Origin of the sequence: Actinoplanes sp. M2I2, from assembly GCF_023544445.1 — a bacterium.
GTDB lineage: Bacteria > Actinomycetota > Actinomycetes > Mycobacteriales > Micromonosporaceae > Actinoplanes.
In genome coordinates this window covers 204,117-219,857 of record NZ_JALPVJ010000008.1, presented here as the reverse complement: position 1 = coordinate 219,857, position 15,741 = coordinate 204,117, and the positions used below count along the sequence as shown (strand labels likewise).

8 protein-coding genes are annotated in these 15,741 nt (G+C 75.0%); 6 read left to right on the top strand and 2 right to left on the bottom strand.

Features of this window, described 5'->3' with window-relative positions; translation table 11 throughout:
* The 6 genes from HJC40_RS18010 (at position 1) to HJC40_RS17985 (ending at position 11,992) form a co-directional block, all read left to right on the top strand.
* Entirely contained in the window at positions 1 to 2,193 is a 2,193-nt protein-coding gene (locus HJC40_RS18010; protein ID WP_250002265.1) for a putative baseplate assembly protein, read from the top strand.
* A complete protein-coding gene (locus HJC40_RS18005) occupies positions 2,193 to 4,424 on the top strand; it encodes a phage tail protein (RefSeq protein WP_250002264.1) in 2,232 nt (743 codons plus the stop codon). The genes HJC40_RS18010 and HJC40_RS18005 overlap by 1 nt, the downstream gene beginning before the upstream one ends.
* 11 nt (positions 4,425 to 4,435) lie before the next feature.
* Positions 4,436 to 5,995, top strand: coding sequence for a hypothetical protein (locus HJC40_RS18000; protein WP_250002263.1), 1,560 nt, complete (start codon positions 4,436 to 4,438; stop codon positions 5,993 to 5,995).
* Positions 5,996 to 6,011: 16 nt separating this feature from the next.
* On the top strand, positions 6,012 to 7,448 hold the full coding sequence (locus tag HJC40_RS17995; RefSeq protein ID WP_250002262.1) for a hypothetical protein: 1,437 nt from the start codon (positions 6,012 to 6,014) through the stop codon (positions 7,446 to 7,448).
* Positions 7,449 to 7,524: 76 nt separating this feature from the next.
* Complete coding sequence (locus tag HJC40_RS17990; protein ID WP_250002261.1) at positions 7,525 to 8,796, top strand: hypothetical protein; 1,272 nt, start codon at positions 7,525 to 7,527, stop codon at positions 8,794 to 8,796.
* Positions 8,797 to 8,800: 4 nt separating this feature from the next.
* A complete protein-coding gene (locus HJC40_RS17985) occupies positions 8,801 to 11,992 on the top strand; it encodes a hypothetical protein (protein WP_250002260.1) in 3,192 nt (1,063 codons plus the stop codon).
* Here the strand turns inward: HJC40_RS17985 and HJC40_RS17980 are convergent, their stop codons facing one another.
* Together HJC40_RS17980 and HJC40_RS17975 are read right to left on the bottom strand one after the other, a co-directional pair.
* Positions 11,993 to 12,922: a hypothetical protein gene (locus tag HJC40_RS17980; protein WP_250002259.1), complete on the bottom strand. Its 930-nt coding sequence runs from the start codon at positions 12,920 to 12,922 to the stop codon at positions 11,993 to 11,995. It lies immediately after the preceding gene.
* Positions 12,919 to 15,666 (bottom strand): DUF4157 domain-containing protein, encoded by a 2,748-nt coding sequence (locus tag HJC40_RS17975; RefSeq protein WP_250002258.1) that lies wholly within the window; start codon positions 15,664 to 15,666, stop codon positions 12,919 to 12,921. Before HJC40_RS17975 ends, HJC40_RS17980 begins: the two co-directional genes overlap by 4 nt.
* Between the last annotated feature and the right edge of the window lie 75 nt (positions 15,667 to 15,741).

The window sequence follows — 15,741 nt, the reverse complement described above, 5'->3', positions numbered from 1 at the left end:
ATGCCGCTGCGTACCCCGATCCTCGACGACCGATCGTTCGCCCAGTTGCGCGACGAGCTCATCGCCCGGATCCCGGTCTACACGCCGGAATGGACCGACCACAACGCCAGCGACCCCGGCATCACCCTGATCGAGCTGTTCGCCTTCCTCGGCGAGAACCTGCTGTTCCGGTTCAACCAGATCCCGGACACGACTCGGCTCGCGTTCCTCGACCTGCTGCAGATCCCGTTGCGCCCGGCCGCGGCGGCCGGCGCCCTGGTCACCTTCGGCACCGCCGAGGCGGACGGCGTGCCCGCACCGATCGGCAGCGGCCTGACCGCCGGGGACGTCGCGTTCACCACCCGCGACGAGGTCCGGGTCTGGCCGCTCACCGCACGGGCCGCCATCCGGGCCCGGACCGAGGAGCAGCTGGACGCCGACACCTTGGAGTACCTCGCCCGGTCCAGCGTGGCGCTCGGCTCGTCGGTGGACGACGCCCTGCGCTACCGCACGGCTTTCGGGGCCGGTGACCCGATGCGACCCGGCGGCGACCGTCTCGACCCGGCCGGGTCGGTGGACGGCCGCGTCTATCTGGCCCTGCTGGCCGGCGACACCACCATGGACCTCACCGCGTACGCCGGGCGCGAGCTCAGCATCGGAGTCGTCCCGTCCCAGGAACCCGCCGAGCTCGAGGACGCCGAGCCCTGCCCGGGGGAGGGCAGCGCGCCGCCGGGGCCGCCGATGCGCTGGCAGGTGTGCACGGTGGACCCGGTTCCCGGCGCCGACCACCCGGAGAGCGCCGACCCGGTCTGGATCGACCTCGCGGTCGCCGGCGACACCACCTCCGGCCTGCTCGCCACCGGCGTGGTGCGGCTGCGCTTCCCGGCCGATCCGGGCCGGATGGCCCGCATCGGCGACTACGTCCCGGCCGATCCGGACGCGCTCGGCGGTGGCGACCAGCCGCCTCTCGTCGAGGACGACGAGACGGCCGGGCGTCTGGTCGCCTGGCTGCGGGTGTTCCGCCCGGACGGCGGCGGCATCGGCGCGCTGGACTGGATCGGCGTCAATGCCGCGAGGGCGGAGCAGAGCCGGGCGGCCCGGGCCGAGTACCTCGGCAGCGGCACCGCGGAACCCGGGCAGACCCTGCGGCTGGTGCACGCGCAGGTGCTCGGCGAGGTCGGCCTCGACGTCGAGGAGCAGGGCGCCGGGCGGTGGGTGCCGTGGACCCAGGTGGAGGACTTCCGGGCCGCCGGGCCGGACGACCGGGTCTTCGTGGTCGACCGGGAGGCCGGCCAGGTCCGGTTCGGCGAGGTCCACCATGGCCGGGCGCCGCAGCTCGGCGAGCGGATCCGGGCCCGCGGCTACCGCTACGGCGGCGGCGCGGCCGGGAACGTGGGCGCGGGTGCCGTCAACAAGGCCACCGACGTGGTCAAGGTGACGGTCACCAACCCGATGCCGGCCACCGGCGGCGCGGTCGCGCAGAGCCTGACCGACGCGGTCGACCAGATCCCGGCCGAGCTGGCCCGCCGGGACCGGGCGGTGACCGTCTCCGACTTCCGCGAACTGGCCCGGATCACCCCGGGGGCGGGCATCGTCCGGGCCGAGACGCTGCGCCTGTTCAACCCGCATCAGCCCGGCCAGGAGTCACCGGGAGCGGTGAGCGTGGTCGTCTGGCCCGGCACGGACCGTCTGCACCCGGACGCGCCCCGGCCCACCCGCGACGTGGTCGCGCAGGTCTGCCGCTATCTCGACACCCGCCGCCTGATCACCACCGAGGTCTACGTCATCCCGCCCACCTACCGGCGGGTCGCGGTGTCGGTGGGCATCTCGGTGCGTCCCGGGTACGGCACCGAGGCGGTGCGGACCTGGGTGGAGACCGTGCTGCGCCAGTACCTCGCACCGATCCCGCCGTACGGGCCGGAGGGCAGTGGCTGGCCGCTCGGGCGACCGGTCTTCGGTCCCGAGCTCGAAGCGGCCGCGTTGCAGGTGGAAGGCCTGGAGTTCCTGACCGGCCTGCGGATCTCGGAGGAGGTCGAGGGCGAGTGGGTGGAGCGGGTCACCCCGGTGCGGGTCGCGCTCGAGGCCTGGGAGGTCCCGGAACTCGCCGCGGTCACGGTGGTGGCCGGCGAGCCGCCCGGGCCGGGCACGGTCGAGGCGCCGGCGCCGCCGTCCGGCCCGCCGGTCCCGGTGCGCACACCCCGCGAGGTGTGCTGATGCCCGAGCGCCCGGTCAGCGCCGTCCTCACCTGCGATCAGTGGGTGCGGGGCCGGCACGAGGACACCGCGGTCGAGGCGGTGCCGCCCGGTACGCCGTACCCCGTGGCCCTGACTTTGACCTGGCAGGACGCCGACCCGGCCCCCTGGTCCGAGGCGGGCGGCCCGGTCCCGCGCGGATCGGCCGTCGACCGGCTCTGCCGCGTGTACCGGCTGGACCGCCGGTCGGTCGCCCGCCTGGCCGTCGGCGACGTGCGCGACGGCCTGGACTACGCGCGGATGCCGGCCGAGGTCACGGTGATCGGCGCGGACCCCGGGCCGGCGCTCCCCGGCGCCGAGTTCTCGCCCCGCCCCGGCGTGCCGGTCATGGAGGGCGCCGGCATCGCGGTCGACGCCGACGACCGGTTGTTCCTGGCCGACGGGGGCCGGCGGGAGATCACCGTGCTGGACCTGTGGAGCCGGCGACTGCTGCGCCGGATCCCGGTCGCCTCGAGCGGCCACCCGGCCCGCACGCCGATCGGGCTCGCCGCCCGGAACCGCGACGTGGTCGCGGTGGTGGCCGGCCCGCCCGGCCTGCTGTCGGTGAGCGCCCGGCGCGAGCTCGCCGAGCTGCCGGCGCCGGACGGCGCGGCGGCACTGCCGGCCGGGGCCGCGCCGCGCCGGGTGGCGATCACTGTCTCCGGAGAGGTGGTCACCCTCTGGGCCGGCGCCGGAGGACAGGCGTGGCTGGTCGCGGGCGGACGAGCGCCGCTCGCCGTCGACGGCGCCCGCGATCTGGTCGTGAGCGACGACGAGGACCTCGTCGTGCTCGCCCCGGGCCGGGCCGACGACGGCGGGCAGGCGCCGCTGCACCGGGTGCTGGTCACCGCGACCGGCTGGGTGCGGACCCAGCCGCTGGACGCCCGCGGATACGACGGCCGTGGCCTCGTCGCCCTGGCCGGTGGCCGGATCGGTTACTGGAGCGCCTCCGGATTCCGTCTCGCGGTGGCCGGCCGGGTCCGCTACGCGCCGGCCGGAACCTGGCTCAGCTACCGCTTCGACAGCGGGGTGGCCGGGAACCGCTGGGGTCGCGTCTTCGTCGATGCCTGCGTCCCGGCCGGCACCGACCTCCGGGTCGCCACGATCACCACGGACGACGAGTACGAGACCGGGCTCGCGCCGCGGCCGCCCGATCCGGCGCACTGCCGGCCGGACCCCGCCACCGCCGGTCCGGCGCTGCCGCCGGCCGCCCTGACCGCGACCGGCCCGCTCCACCGCCGCGGTGACGAGCCCGCGCCGTGGTGGCGGCTGCCGCCCGGCACCGGAGTCCTGGAGGCGCCGGTCGCCGCGCCGCCGGGCCGGTATCTCTGGCTCGCGCTGAGGCTCACCGGAGACCACCGCCGCACCCCGTCGGTGCGCGCGCTGCGGATCGAACGGCAGGCGCACACCCTGTCCCGCCGGTTGCCGGCCGTAGTGGTCGGCGACGGTGAGCAGGCCGCATTCCTCGACCGCTTCCTGGGGCTGTTCGACGGGCTGCTGCAGGACCTGCAGGTGCGCTCCGAACGCCGCGATCTGCTGGTCGACCCGGCCGTCACCCCGGTCGAGGCGTTGCCGTGGCTGGCGTCCTTCCTCGGCCTGGTGCTGGACGACCGCTGGGCCGAGCCGGCCCGGCGGCGGCTCATCGCCGAGGTCAACGGTCTGTACCGGCGCCGCGGCACCCTCGGCGCGATCCGCCGGTACCTGGAGATCTACCTTGCCGGCGACCGGGCCCTGGACGATCGCGCCCGGACACCGGCGCCGGTGCTGGTCGAGCACTACCGGCTGCGGGGGCTGGGGCCGGACCTCGGCGCGGATCCGGTCGGCAGCGGGCGGTCCGTGCTCGGGGCCGGGCTGCGGGTCGGCGCGCCGTACCCGGACGGCGAGGTCGCGCGGCCGGGGCTGGACTCCAGCGCTCACCGGTTCACCGTGGTCGTCCCACGGCCGCTCAGCGCCGAGCAGACCGCCGTCGTCCGCCAGATCCTGGACACCGAGCGGCCCGCGCACACCGCGTACGAACTCTGCACCGTCGACTCCGGCATCCGGGTCGGGCGGGGTTTCCACCTCGATCTGACGAGCGTGATCGGGCCGACCGGCGGGCTGCGCCCGGCCGTTCTCGGCGCCGGCAACGCCGACCGGGACCTGCTGCTGGGCGGGCCGGCCACCGGGATCGCGGTCGAGGGCGCGCGGCTCGGCGCCGGCGCGCGGATCGGTTGAGGGGGGCGGCCGTGCGGCAGGAGGAGGTATCGGCGCTGCGGTGGCGGGTGTACGCGGACCGCGGGCCGACGGCACGGCGGGTGGCGAACGCCCTGAGCGACGGCCGGACCGCGGCGGATCTGCTGGGGAAGGGGCTGGAGGATCTGGCGCCGGACGTCGCGCACCTCTGTGTGCGCCGACTGCGGATCGACGTGCGGATGCGGGTGTCGCCGGACGAGGGCGATGGCCAGATTCGCCGCTTGTGGACGGAAGCGGCCCGGCCGGCGCTGCGGGAACAGCTGGCGGCGATGGCCGACGGTGACGTGGCTGTCTATCGGCGGCCGCAGGATGCTGCCGCCGATCTGGTGCGCAGCTTGGCGAAGGGGGACACACGCCGGGCGTGGGCGTGGCGGCAGTGCGGGCTGCTGCCCGGTCCGGCGCCGTCCACCGGGGCCGGGCGGAGCCGGGCGGTCGCGGCCGCGCTGCTCGTGCAGCCGGAGCTGGCGCCGGCCGTGCTCGCGGCGGTCGAGGCGCCGGTGGTCGTTCCGCTGGAACTTGCGGCGTGGCTTCGGGTCGCGCGGGTCTGGGCGGCGAGCGTCGCGTCTCCCGGCGAGCCCGTGCGGACGGTCGCCGGAGAGACGCCGGTCCGGCCGGGCACTGCGCCGGTCCCGCCCGGTGTGGCGCCGGTCCCGCCGGGCGTGGTGGCCGCGGCGCTGCGATCCGCGGCCGGTCGTGGTCTGATGCCGCATCGGGAAGGCGTTCGCCGGCTGGACGAGGACGCCCGCCTGGCGCTGGCCCGGCTGGTGATCGCCGGCAGTGTCCCGGAGCGCCTTCGTGATCCGCGGATCTGCGCGGCGGTCGTGGAGGCGCTGTGCGGCGATGGCCCGGCGCCGCCGCCGGCAACCGCAACTGCTCGGCCGGCGACGCCATCGCGGGCGGCTGCCGGGCGCGCGCCCGACTCCGAGCCCGAGTCCGCGCCCTTGTCCGAGCGCGACTCCGAGCCTTTCCCCGGGCCCTTCGCACCGCCGGAGTACGGCCGAGGGCAGGTCAGGAACGAGACGACCTCGACGGCTCCGGCCGACGATGACAGCGCCGCCCTTGCCGGCGCCGAGGCGGCGGAGCGCCTGTTCACCCGCAACGGCGGCCTGCTCTTCCTGGCCGGCCCGATCGGTCGGCTGATCGCCCCGGATCTCCGGCCGGAGGATCTGCCCGGGGCCGTCATCCGGCTCTGCCAGGGGCTGACCGACGTCGGCCCCGACGACCCCGTGCTGACCGCCCTGGCCGGCCCACCGCCGGGCCTCCCCCCGGCCGGCCTACCGCCGGACCCCGCCCGGGCCGGCCCGGACGACCACGAGCGCGTACGGCTGATCCGGTCCTGGCTGCTCGACCGGCTTCGGACCCCCGGCGACGGCGACGACGACAACCTCGACTGGCTGTGGCGGCGGCCGGCGCTGATCGAGGTGACCCCCGGCTGGATCGACGCCGAGTTCTCCCTGGACGACGTGGACCTGCGCATCCGCCGGGCCCAGCTCGACCTGGACCCGGGCTGGCTGTGGTGGCGCGGCGCGGTGATGCGGTTCCGCTATGTGTGAGCGATGAGGAGCTGAGATGGCACAGGATCTGAAAACCAGGGCCGAACGTCAGCTGGCCCTCAACGAGACGGCCGCGGGCGACGCCGTCGACGAGCTGATCGCGGCCCGCATGGAGCTGGACCGCCGGGTCGCGGATCCGTCGGCGATCACCCCCGAGCAGTGGGCGACCGGCGTCGGCGCCCGCCAGCACGGCGAGCTCGCCCGCGCCGCGGTGGCGGCCGAGCTGGCCGTCCAGGCCGGTGTCCGGCAGAAGCTGGCCCAGGTGAACAGCCCGGCCGACACCGCCACCTACCAGGCGCTGCTGCGTGCCTCGCTGATCGCGCTGGCCCGGCTGCGGGTGCTGCTGCGGCAGGGCCGGGAACGCGAGCAGATCGCGGCCGCCCGGGTCCGGGTGCTCAACGCGCTGGTGGACACCGCCACCGCCCGGGTCGGTGCCTCGCGGGCCGGGGTGGTGCAGGCGACCGCGGACCAGGCCGCCGTGACGGCGGCCCGGGACGCGCTCACCGAGCCGCCGTTGAAGACGCTGGTCGCCGACGCCACTGCGGCCCGGTCCGGCGCCACCTTCACCGCGGCCCGGGACCGGCTGTCCGAGGTGCTGCCGGACGCGCTGCGCGAGCGGGCACACCAGCGGTACGCGGAGTCGGCGAAGCTGGCCGACGACGCCCTGGAGCATCATGGCGTCGCGCTCGCCGGTGAGGACCGGCTGGGCGCCGAGGTGAGCCCGGCGAGCGCCGCGGTCGCCGCCGAGCGGGACTTCCGGGTGGCCCTCGCCGAGCTGTCCGGGTACGCCGCCGCGGCCGCCGCCGAGCTTGCCGCCACCACCTCGATGCTCCAGGCGGTGGCAGCGTTCCCGGATCTGTCGCCGGAGCAGGCCAAGGCTCTGGACCCGGCCGACCGGGCCGACGCGGTGGCCGCGGCCACCGCCGAGCAGACCCTGGCCGACGCCGTCGCCGAGGTGGCCATTCTGCAGCAGGCGGTGGACGACGCCCGGCTGTCGGCCCGGCTCGACGACCCGGACTCGGATCCGGAGACGAACGCCGACGTCATCGCCGCCCAGGAGGCGCTGAACGACGCGGCCGTCCAGGACGCGCTGACCACCGCGCGGGCCGGGTACGACCAGGACGCCCGGGATGCGCTGGACGCCTGGGAGGTCGAGGTGCCGCCGGAGCTGTGGGACGCGCTCACCCGGTTCGAGGCAGCCGCGGCCACCCTCGACCGGTTGGCGTCGGCTCCGGCCAGGGACGCCCTGACCACCGGTCTCGACACCGCGCAGGACCGCTGGGCCGACGCCCTCGACGAGGCCGACGTCCAGCTTCGGCGGCTGGTAGTGGCCCGGTTCGAGGCGGCCGCCCGCGGCGCTCGGGCGCACGCGCTGGCCGAGCTGTCCGCGGATCGCACCGCGCAGTATGCCCGCGGCGACGGGCCGGCCGGGCGCACCGCCGACCAGCTTTGATCACCGACGCTTTGATCACCGACGTTTTCGATCACCGACGCTTCGCTCATCCGAGAAAGGCACCGAGGAGCTCACCGTGGCCAGTCCCGACCTGATCGTCACCGCCCCGGCCTGCGACGGCGTGGCGCTGCCGGTCAACCCGTTCGTCTCCAACCGGTACCACTTCGGGATGCTGCTCGGCGTCGCCGATCTCGACACCGACCAGGGCTACCACCGCGGCAAGACGTGGCTGCACACCGCCTGGCTGCACGGCCACGGCACGGTGTGGGGCCTGCGGGCGGAGCTCCGGGCGAGCAGCAACGAGCTGGCGGTCGCGGCCGGGCTGGCGATCGACCGTCGCGGCCGGGAGCTGAGCGTGGCCGAGATCCTCTGCGTCGACCTCGGGCTCTGGTACGCGCAGAAGCGGCCGGACGACCTCGAGGTGACCGACGACGGGGCCGGCGGCGTGCTCTTCGATCTGGATCTGGTGCTGTGTGCCCGGCAGTGCCTGGACCGTCCGGTGCCCTCGATCGCCGACGGCTGCGAGGGGTCGGGCTCGGACACCGCCTATTCCCGCGCGGTCGAGCAGGGGCTGCCGGTCCTACAGCCGCGTCCCGCAGCGGCCGCCGTGGCCGATCCGTACGACCGGGTCCGGCAGTTGATGGGCCTGGCCGATCCGGTCGATCCGCTGGTCATCCAGGCGCTGGACGACATCGCGGCCGCGGATTCGGGTGATCGGCTCGCGCTGGCCCGGGAGCGACTGGCCCGGGTGCTCGCAGCCGACGCCATGGCCCGCGGGCCGGCCGACCTCTTTCCCGAGCCCGAGCCCGGATGCGTCCTGCTGGCCGCCGTGCGGGTGCACCTGGCGCCCCAGGGGGAGGGCTGGCGCGTCGTGCAGGACGGCGCCGATCCGACCACGGTGGACAACCTGGCCCGCCCGGCGCTGGCCCCCACCGGGTTGCTGCAGGATCTGCTGGTGCCGCCGGCCGGCCTTGCCGACGGCGGGGCCCGGCAGGCCGCGCCCGGCAGGGGCGGGAGCGGCAGTGGTGGGGCCGGGCCGGTGGCCGAGGCCGCCTCGCTGGAGGGCGCCACCCTGACCCTGCGTTTCAGCGCTCCGCTCAACCCGGCCACCGTGCAGCCCGACGCCTTCACCGCGACCGCCCTGCGGCCCGGCGGCTGGCAGTCGCTGAAGATCAACCGCGCCCGGCTGGCCGACCCGACCACCGTGTCGCTCACCCTCGCCTCCGCGGTCCGCAGCCGGCCGGTCCGGGTGCTCGCACACGGGGCCGGGCCGAGGCCGTTGCTCGGCGAGGACGACAGCCTGCTCGAAGGTGGCCGCGACGCCGCCCTGATGATCCGCGAGGAGTGACCCGATGACCGTGCAGAGTTCCGTGTCCCTGGACCCGGCCGCCACCGTCCAGGACGGCCTGAGCGTCGTGGATCCGGGCGGGCCGCTGGCTCGTACCTGGTACTTCGACGGCCGGTTCCTGCGGGCCGACGGGTTCCGGGCGGATCAGGCGTACGAGCGTGCCCTGGCCGGTTTCGTCGCCCGCGGCGCCGGACCCGGGGTGGTGCACGGCTTCGAGGTCGGCCCGGCCTCCGGTGACGCCCTGAACGTCAACGCCGGTCTGGCGTTCGCCCCGTCCGGGCGGGTGGTCCTGCTGACCGGCCCGGTCGACCTGCCCACCGCGACGCTGATCGCCCGGGCGCGGGGCACCCTCGACCCGGGCGAGCCCCCGTCCACCGGCCACAACGACTTCGCGCCCTGCGCCCCGGCGTCGCCGGCCGGCGACGTGCCGGTGCTGCCGGACCCGACCCTCTGGGTGCTGACCGCGGCGGCCACCGAGACGTTGTGCGGTGAAGAAGAGCGCTTCGGGCAGCTGTGCGCCGACGCGTGCGCGACCGAGACCGACCGGTCCCAGGCGGTCGAGGGCGTGTTGTTCCGGCTGCGCCCGGTGACGTTGGCGCTGCCGGCGCCGGCCGGCGCCACGATGGCCGCGGCGCATCTGCGCTCCCGGGTGGCGGCCGCGTGGTTCGCGGCCGAACGGCAGGCGACCGGGCCGCTGATCTCGGCCGCGGGGCAGCGGAGTCCCCTGTGGTGCCGGGGCGCGCAGGCCGCCAACGGCGAGGAGGTGCCGATCGCCGTCCTGCACCGCGACGGAAGCACCACCACCTGGGTAGACGCGTGGACGGCGCGCCGCGAGGTCGTCGAGTCGATTCCGGGCCGGTACTGGGAGGCGCGTACCGCCCGCCGCCCGCGCAGTGTGGCCGCCGCCCAGCTGTCGCAGTTCCAGTGCCAGCTGGCGGATCTCGAGCTACCCGCGGTGTCGAAGGTGTCCGGCAGCACCCTGCTCGACGCGGGCCTGGTGGAACTGCCGTCCGCCGGCTACCTGGCGGTCGATCCGGGTGGTGACGTCGAGGCCCAGTTGCGGGCGAAGTTCGGGCCGGGCGTCGACCTGCGCCTGTGCGTCGGCCGGGCGGACATCGTCCCGGAACTGCTGGACGCCGCCCGGCACCGGGACCGGATCAGCCTCACCGCCGGCCTGGGCGATCCGGGCGCGACCGAGCACGTCGACGTCCTGGTGCCCGACGGCCGTCTCCAGCAGACGACGGTGGCCGCCGATGCCCTGGTCGGCGTGGCGAAGCTGCTGCCCGCGGTCCGCGACGGCGAGACCGGCTCAGCGTCGTCGATCAGGACGATGGCCCGTGACGGCGGCGGCACCGGATGGTCCTGGGCGGCGGTCGGCACCGGCCCGCTCGCCGCCCCCAACCTCCCCGAACCGGTGGTCCGGCTGCTCCGGGGGCAGAAGTTGCGGCGGCGGCGCTCGGTGGCCGTCGACGCCGCCCTGCAGCGCCTGATCCGCCCCGACCGGGCGGGCGCACCCGGCGACGGCACGATCACGGTGTGGGCGCAGATCGTCACCTCGGCCCGGATCGAGGACATGCGGGTGGGCGACGTCGCCGACGTCCGCTGCCGGACCTCGCTCGTCGCCACCGTCGACGACGTCTCCCTGCTCGACTCCCGGCTGACCGGTGAGGTGCGTGTCGTCGAACGCATCGTCTCCGGGACCTCCGCGCAGCCGGCTGTGCAGATCAACACGGTTCTGGACGGGTTCGTCGACAAGTTCACCGTCGATGACGGCGCCCAGCAATCCAAGGTCATCCCGATCCAGGCGATGACGCTGCGGTGGCTGTTCGCCACCGACGCGGACGGCGTCGAGCGGATGGCCGTCGTCCTGCTGACCCCCGACTCGGATCTCAACGGCGTAGCGCTGGTAGGCACCCGCACCGGTGGCCCCGAGACGATCAGCGTCGTGCTGGGCCGGATCGGACTGCGGCGCGACGCTCTCGACCTGGTCACCGGTCCGGCCGAGAACGCGGGCTGGACCTCCGGACTGACCGGCCGGTTCGCCCGGCTCCTGCAGCGCGCCGGCGCCTCCGGTCTCGCCGCGTTGATCGGGCCGATCGGCCCGATCGGGCCGTTGCCCGGCCTGACGCCGGTCGCGACCGCGGAGTTCACCATGACGACGGGGGCCGCCTCGCCGGGATCGCCGGCCCGCACCGAGGCGGACACCGGCATCGAGGTGATCGCGGCGTCGCTCGCGGCACAGGGCCGTGACCCGGCCTTCGCCGTCGGCGCCCGGAACCTGCTCTACGGCAAGCCGGTGACGGCCACCTCGGCCGTGCAGGCCACCCGCGACTGGGTCCTGTTCCACCGTCGCCGCGAGATCATCTGCCCGGGCGACGCGGTCGCCGAGCCGGGCACCAGCACCATCCGGCTGTCGCACCGCACCGTCGACAGCGCCGAGGAGCTGAAGCAGCTGATCACTGCGCTGCAGAACCGGCAGCCGTTGGGCGACCACGTGTTCACCCCGGTCATCGACCTCGAGTTCCGTGCGAACACCGCACAGATCGCCTCGTCCACCGCCGCCCTGCGCCAGGCCTGGCAGTCGGCCGCCCGCCCCGGCAAGCTCGCGCTGCTGGCCGCGGCGGGCGGCAACGAGGGGTCCACGGTGGCGCTCGCCCGGATCGAGTCGCTGCGCGCGGCGCTGGCCGGCGTGGTCGACACGGGTGGGGCGGAAACCGGGTTCCTGCCGGACATCCCGCCCGAGCTCACCGCCCTGGGTGTCGACGGCGTCCTGCTCAGCGCGGGTCTGCGGCCGGTGGAGCCGGAGGTCACGACCTGCGTGCGGCTGCTGCGGCTGAGCCGGACGAACGCGGCGACCCTGATGAACGCGCTGCAGGCCCTGGACGGGGATCCGGGCCTGTCGCTGGAGGAGTTCATGGCCGGGCTGCCGGTCCCGGTGGACGCCGTCAGCGCGACCTTCGCCGACGACGTCCTCAAGAACCGGGATCAGCTCACGGCGTGGTGGCAAAATCCCCGGGTCCTTCAGGTCCGGGCGCTGACGCCGCTCGACCTCGGTGACGGCAGCGACCCGCTGGACGCCCGCCTGGCCCGCGCCAAGGAGGCCGCGGGCGCCGTCGGCATGGAGATCTCGGCTCAGGTGGAGGTGCGGACCCCGATGCCGCCGTGCGGGGTCGTGGTGCTGCTGACGGTCGTGTGATCAGGCCGGGCTCGGCCGGCCGTCGTCGTCGACGTACCAGACCCGTACGCCGAGAGCGCCGAAGGCGGCGGCATGGGCCCGCGCCGCCTCGGGCGTGCTGAACAGGACGTGCACCTTGGAGACGGGCGGATCGCCGCGCCCGGCCAGCGCGGCGATGCCGGCCACCCGGGCGGCCGGGAGACGCTTGCCCTCCGGCACGTGCAGGTTCACCCAGAAGGACAGGTCGCCCGGATCGCGGATGCCGTTCACGCCGTCGATGCGTGCCGGCTCGGGCTCCAGCGACGGCTCGGCGGGTGGCGGGACCGGCGGCAGGGCGGCGGTGGCGTCGAGCAGTTGCTGCCGGCCGGCGGCCGTCTTGTCGTCGCCGGGGCCGCCCACCCGGACGAAGAGCGCGTCGTCGTACGCCCGGGTCTCGGCGTACGGGTTGGCGCGCAGCGCCGTCATCCCGCCCTGCCGGGCCAGCTCGCCCGGGCCGAACCAGTTCAGCCAGTAGAGGCCGTCGGCGCGGAAGGTCCGCCCGGCCTGGGAATAGTGGTCGTCGTGCAGGCTCGTGCCCTCGGCGACCAGATGGGCCCGCCCGTAGTCGGCGTCCAGCGCTCGGCACAGGTCGGTGAAGAGATCGGCGATCTCGCCGGCCGGGATGCCGGCCTCGGGCCGCCAGTAGAGCGACCAGATCAGCTCGTCACCGGCCAGCCGGTCGGCGCGCAGCCCGGGACCGGTCATGATGGTGTCGGGCGTGCCCAGCCGGAGCGCCGCGGCCAGCCGCGGATCGGACCACCCGCTCACCTTGCGGGTGCGACCGGCCGGCTCGACGGTCACCGGGCCGGGCAGCGGGGACCGCGCCAGCCGGGCGAGAACGGCCTCGTCGGGCCCGGACGGCTCGGCGCCCGTGTCGCGGACGATCCGGATCCAGAGCACGTCCTCGCTCATGGGAGGGCGCCGATGTATCGCACCTTGGCCCCGGCGTCGTCGAGGAAGAAGACCGCGGCCCTGTCGCCCAGCTTCGCGAGCACGGCTGGGCCGTTTTTCTCCGCCCCGGCTCTCGTGCCGAACAGGTACTCCACCTTCGTGAAGGTATCACCGCCGCGGCTCGCGGCCTTGATCCTGATCAGCTCGGCGTAATTGTGGAGCTGGGCGAGCTCTTCCTCGCTGAAGGCGTGCCCGGTCTGCGAGCTCTTGCAGTCGACGAGGGTGGCCTCGCCCGCCTCGTGCAGCGTGTGGTCGGACTCGATCTCGGCCTTCGTGCCCTTGAAGGCCGGTTTCCGGTCGGCGAACTGCCTCTCCAGGACGGCCTTTTCCGCGCCGAAGCGTTCTGCGACCGGCGCCTTGTAGACGTTCTTGGTGGCCCATTTCTCGAAGATGATGCCGCTCTGGTTCGGGTGCAGCCCGGCGGCGATCGCGCGGTACTTCTTGATGCCTTCGGCCCCGGCCGGCAGCCGCTGAGCGATGCGGTCGATGGCCCCGGTCGCGAAACGCCGGCCGATCTGGACGGTGGACCGCGACTTGCCCAGACCGGCGGCGATGATCTTGATGTCGTCGGCGTCGAGGCCGACCTGGGCCATCGCGCGCAGGATGTTGGGCGCCCCCTCGCTGCGGGTGATCATGTACTTCCCGATGACGGCGGTGAACTGAGGGTCGCTCAGGCCCTCGCTCATCAGTTTGATGAGCCCGGCGGTCTCGGGAGCCTCGTCGAGGAGCGTGCCCAGCCGGGCCAGCACCTCCGGCCGCTTGGCGAAGGCGGTCAGCAACTTCGCCCGGGAGGCGGCCTCGACGCGCAGCAGACCGGACGTCGCCTCGTCGGTCGCGACCACCGCGCTCAGGGACTTGACCGCGCCCGGCTCGGCCTTCTTGGCGGCCGCGATCACCTCACGGCGGCTGAGCTGCTTTTCGATCGCGTGCTCGGCGACCGCGCCGATCTTCTCCGCGTCGGCGGCCAGCTCCGGCTCCGACTTCGCGAAGGTGACCGCCTCGGCCTTGAACGTCTCGACCGTCTTCGTGCCGACCTGGACCGCCGTGGCACCGGACTTCAGCTCCGCGAACACCTTCGCCGCCATGCCGAGGTCGAGGATCGCCGCCGCGATGTCGACGGCCAGCCAGAACCAGCTCGGTTCCTGCGACGACAACGCCTTGGCCCGGTCGAGGGCGGAGCCGGCCGCGGCCGATTCGCGCAGGTACTTCTGGACGTGCACGTACGCGGAGCCGGTGCTGAGCGCGGCGCCACCGACCGCGCCGAGCACCGCCACCGTCCCGCCGCCGAAGCTGAGCAGACCCAGGCCGATCGCCAGGGCGCCGACCAGCAGGTTGGTGAAAAGCTCCTCCCGCTGCCGTTCGGCGATCCGGTCCTTGATGATCAGGTCGAAGACGGAGCCGTCCGGAATCTGCAGCGACCGCCGCGCCGCGGCGACGGCGTTGTCGAAGTCCCAGATCCGGCTGTGGTCGTCCTTGAGCGCTCCACGGGTCTTGCGGACGTCGTCGAGACGGTTGGACGTGACCCGCAGCAGGGCGGTCTGCAGCTCGGCCGGTGAGGTGGTCAGGTCTCCGGCCCGGACCTGCGGATCGGCCAGGACCGGGAAGCGGGCGACCAGGGCGGTGCGCACCCGGTCCTCGACCGCCGCCGCCCCGGCCAGCTTCTGCGCGGCGTCCGGCGGCGTCTTGGTGATCGTGACACCGCGTCCACCGCCGTAGTTCGTGGTGGTGCCGGCGGCGTACTTCTGGTCGGCCGCGGCCTGGCGGAGAGCGGCCTGGTGCGGGGCCAGCGCGGCGGCCAGATCGGCCGTGCCGCCCGTGGCCGGATCACCGGCGTACCGGTCGGCCTCGCCCTGGATGAGTTCCTCGTTGGTCTGCAGGATCGAGTACGCCAGGTTGACCGCGTGGTCCTCGAAGAGCTGGGCGAAGCCGGCCGCCTTCTGCGACACCTCCATCACGGAGGTGTCCTCGACCTTGGCCGCGGCCTCGGCCTGCTCGTAGAAGGTTTCCTGAGCCGAGCTGCCCAGCACGGCCACGCCGAGGTCGCCGCCGAGCGCGACAGCCGTTCCGGCCGCGTCGCGGACCTTCCGCCACTCCTGAATGGCCTCGTACGGCGTCTCGAGCCCTTCCAGGCTGTCCATCAACTCCTGCTGCTCGGCGGTGATGCCGGTGTCCACGGTGACGTCGCTCATCCGCGCCGGCTCGGTGCAGCTGACGCAGGCCTGCACCCGGGGCGGCCCGGCGGTGGTCCGCGGACGGACGGCGGCGCCGAGGGCGTCGGCCGCCGCCTCGTGACCACGGGACCGCAGCAGGAGACCGGCGGCGGCGCGGTCGGCGCCGTGTTCCTCGGCCGCCGGGCCGGACGGGAGGTCCACCTCGCCGGTCGCGGTGGTCCCGCGCTGCTGCACCACGTGGGCCAGCTCGTGGGCCAGCACGGCATCGCCGCGCAGGGTTCCGGGCCGGTAACTGCCGTCGGCGAACGCGATCCGCGTGCCGACCGTGGCTGCGACACCGCCCTGCCGGCGGGCGAATCCGGCGGCGTCGGCTCCGGTGTGCACGGTGACGTCGCCCAGGCCGGCGCCGTAGGACCGCTCGGCGGCCAGGCGCAGCGCCGGGTCGACCGAACGGGCGGGACCGAGGTCGACGCCGGCGGGCTTCTTCTCCGGCGTGTCCGGCCGCCCTGCGGGCTCCGGGCTCAGGTCGTGCATGCGGAAGCCTTCCGTGACAGCGCCCATCCGACCCCAGCGCCGTCACCGGGCCGTCAATCCGCAGATGGCAGCGGC

Excerpts from the sequence above, each read along its gene's own strand:
- HJC40_RS18010 (WP_250002265.1), top strand. The coding sequence starts at position 1 with ATGCCGCTGCGTACCCCGATCCTCGACGACCGATCGTTCGCCCAGTTG.
- HJC40_RS18005 (WP_250002264.1), top strand. The coding sequence starts at position 2,193 with ATGCCCGAGCGCCCGGTCAGCGCCGTCCTCACCTGCGATCAGTGGGTG.
- HJC40_RS17995 (WP_250002262.1), top strand. The coding sequence starts at position 6,012 with ATGGCACAGGATCTGAAAACCAGGGCCGAACGTCAGCTGGCCCTCAAC.
- HJC40_RS17985 (WP_250002260.1), top strand. The coding sequence starts at position 8,801 with ATGACCGTGCAGAGTTCCGTGTCCCTGGACCCGGCCGCCACCGTCCAG.
- HJC40_RS17980 (WP_250002259.1), bottom strand. The coding sequence starts at position 12,922 with ATGAGCGAGGACGTGCTCTGGATCCGGATCGTCCGCGACACGGGCGCC.
- HJC40_RS17975 (WP_250002258.1), bottom strand. The coding sequence starts at position 15,666 with ATGCACGACCTGAGCCCGGAGCCCGCAGGGCGGCCGGACACGCCGGAG.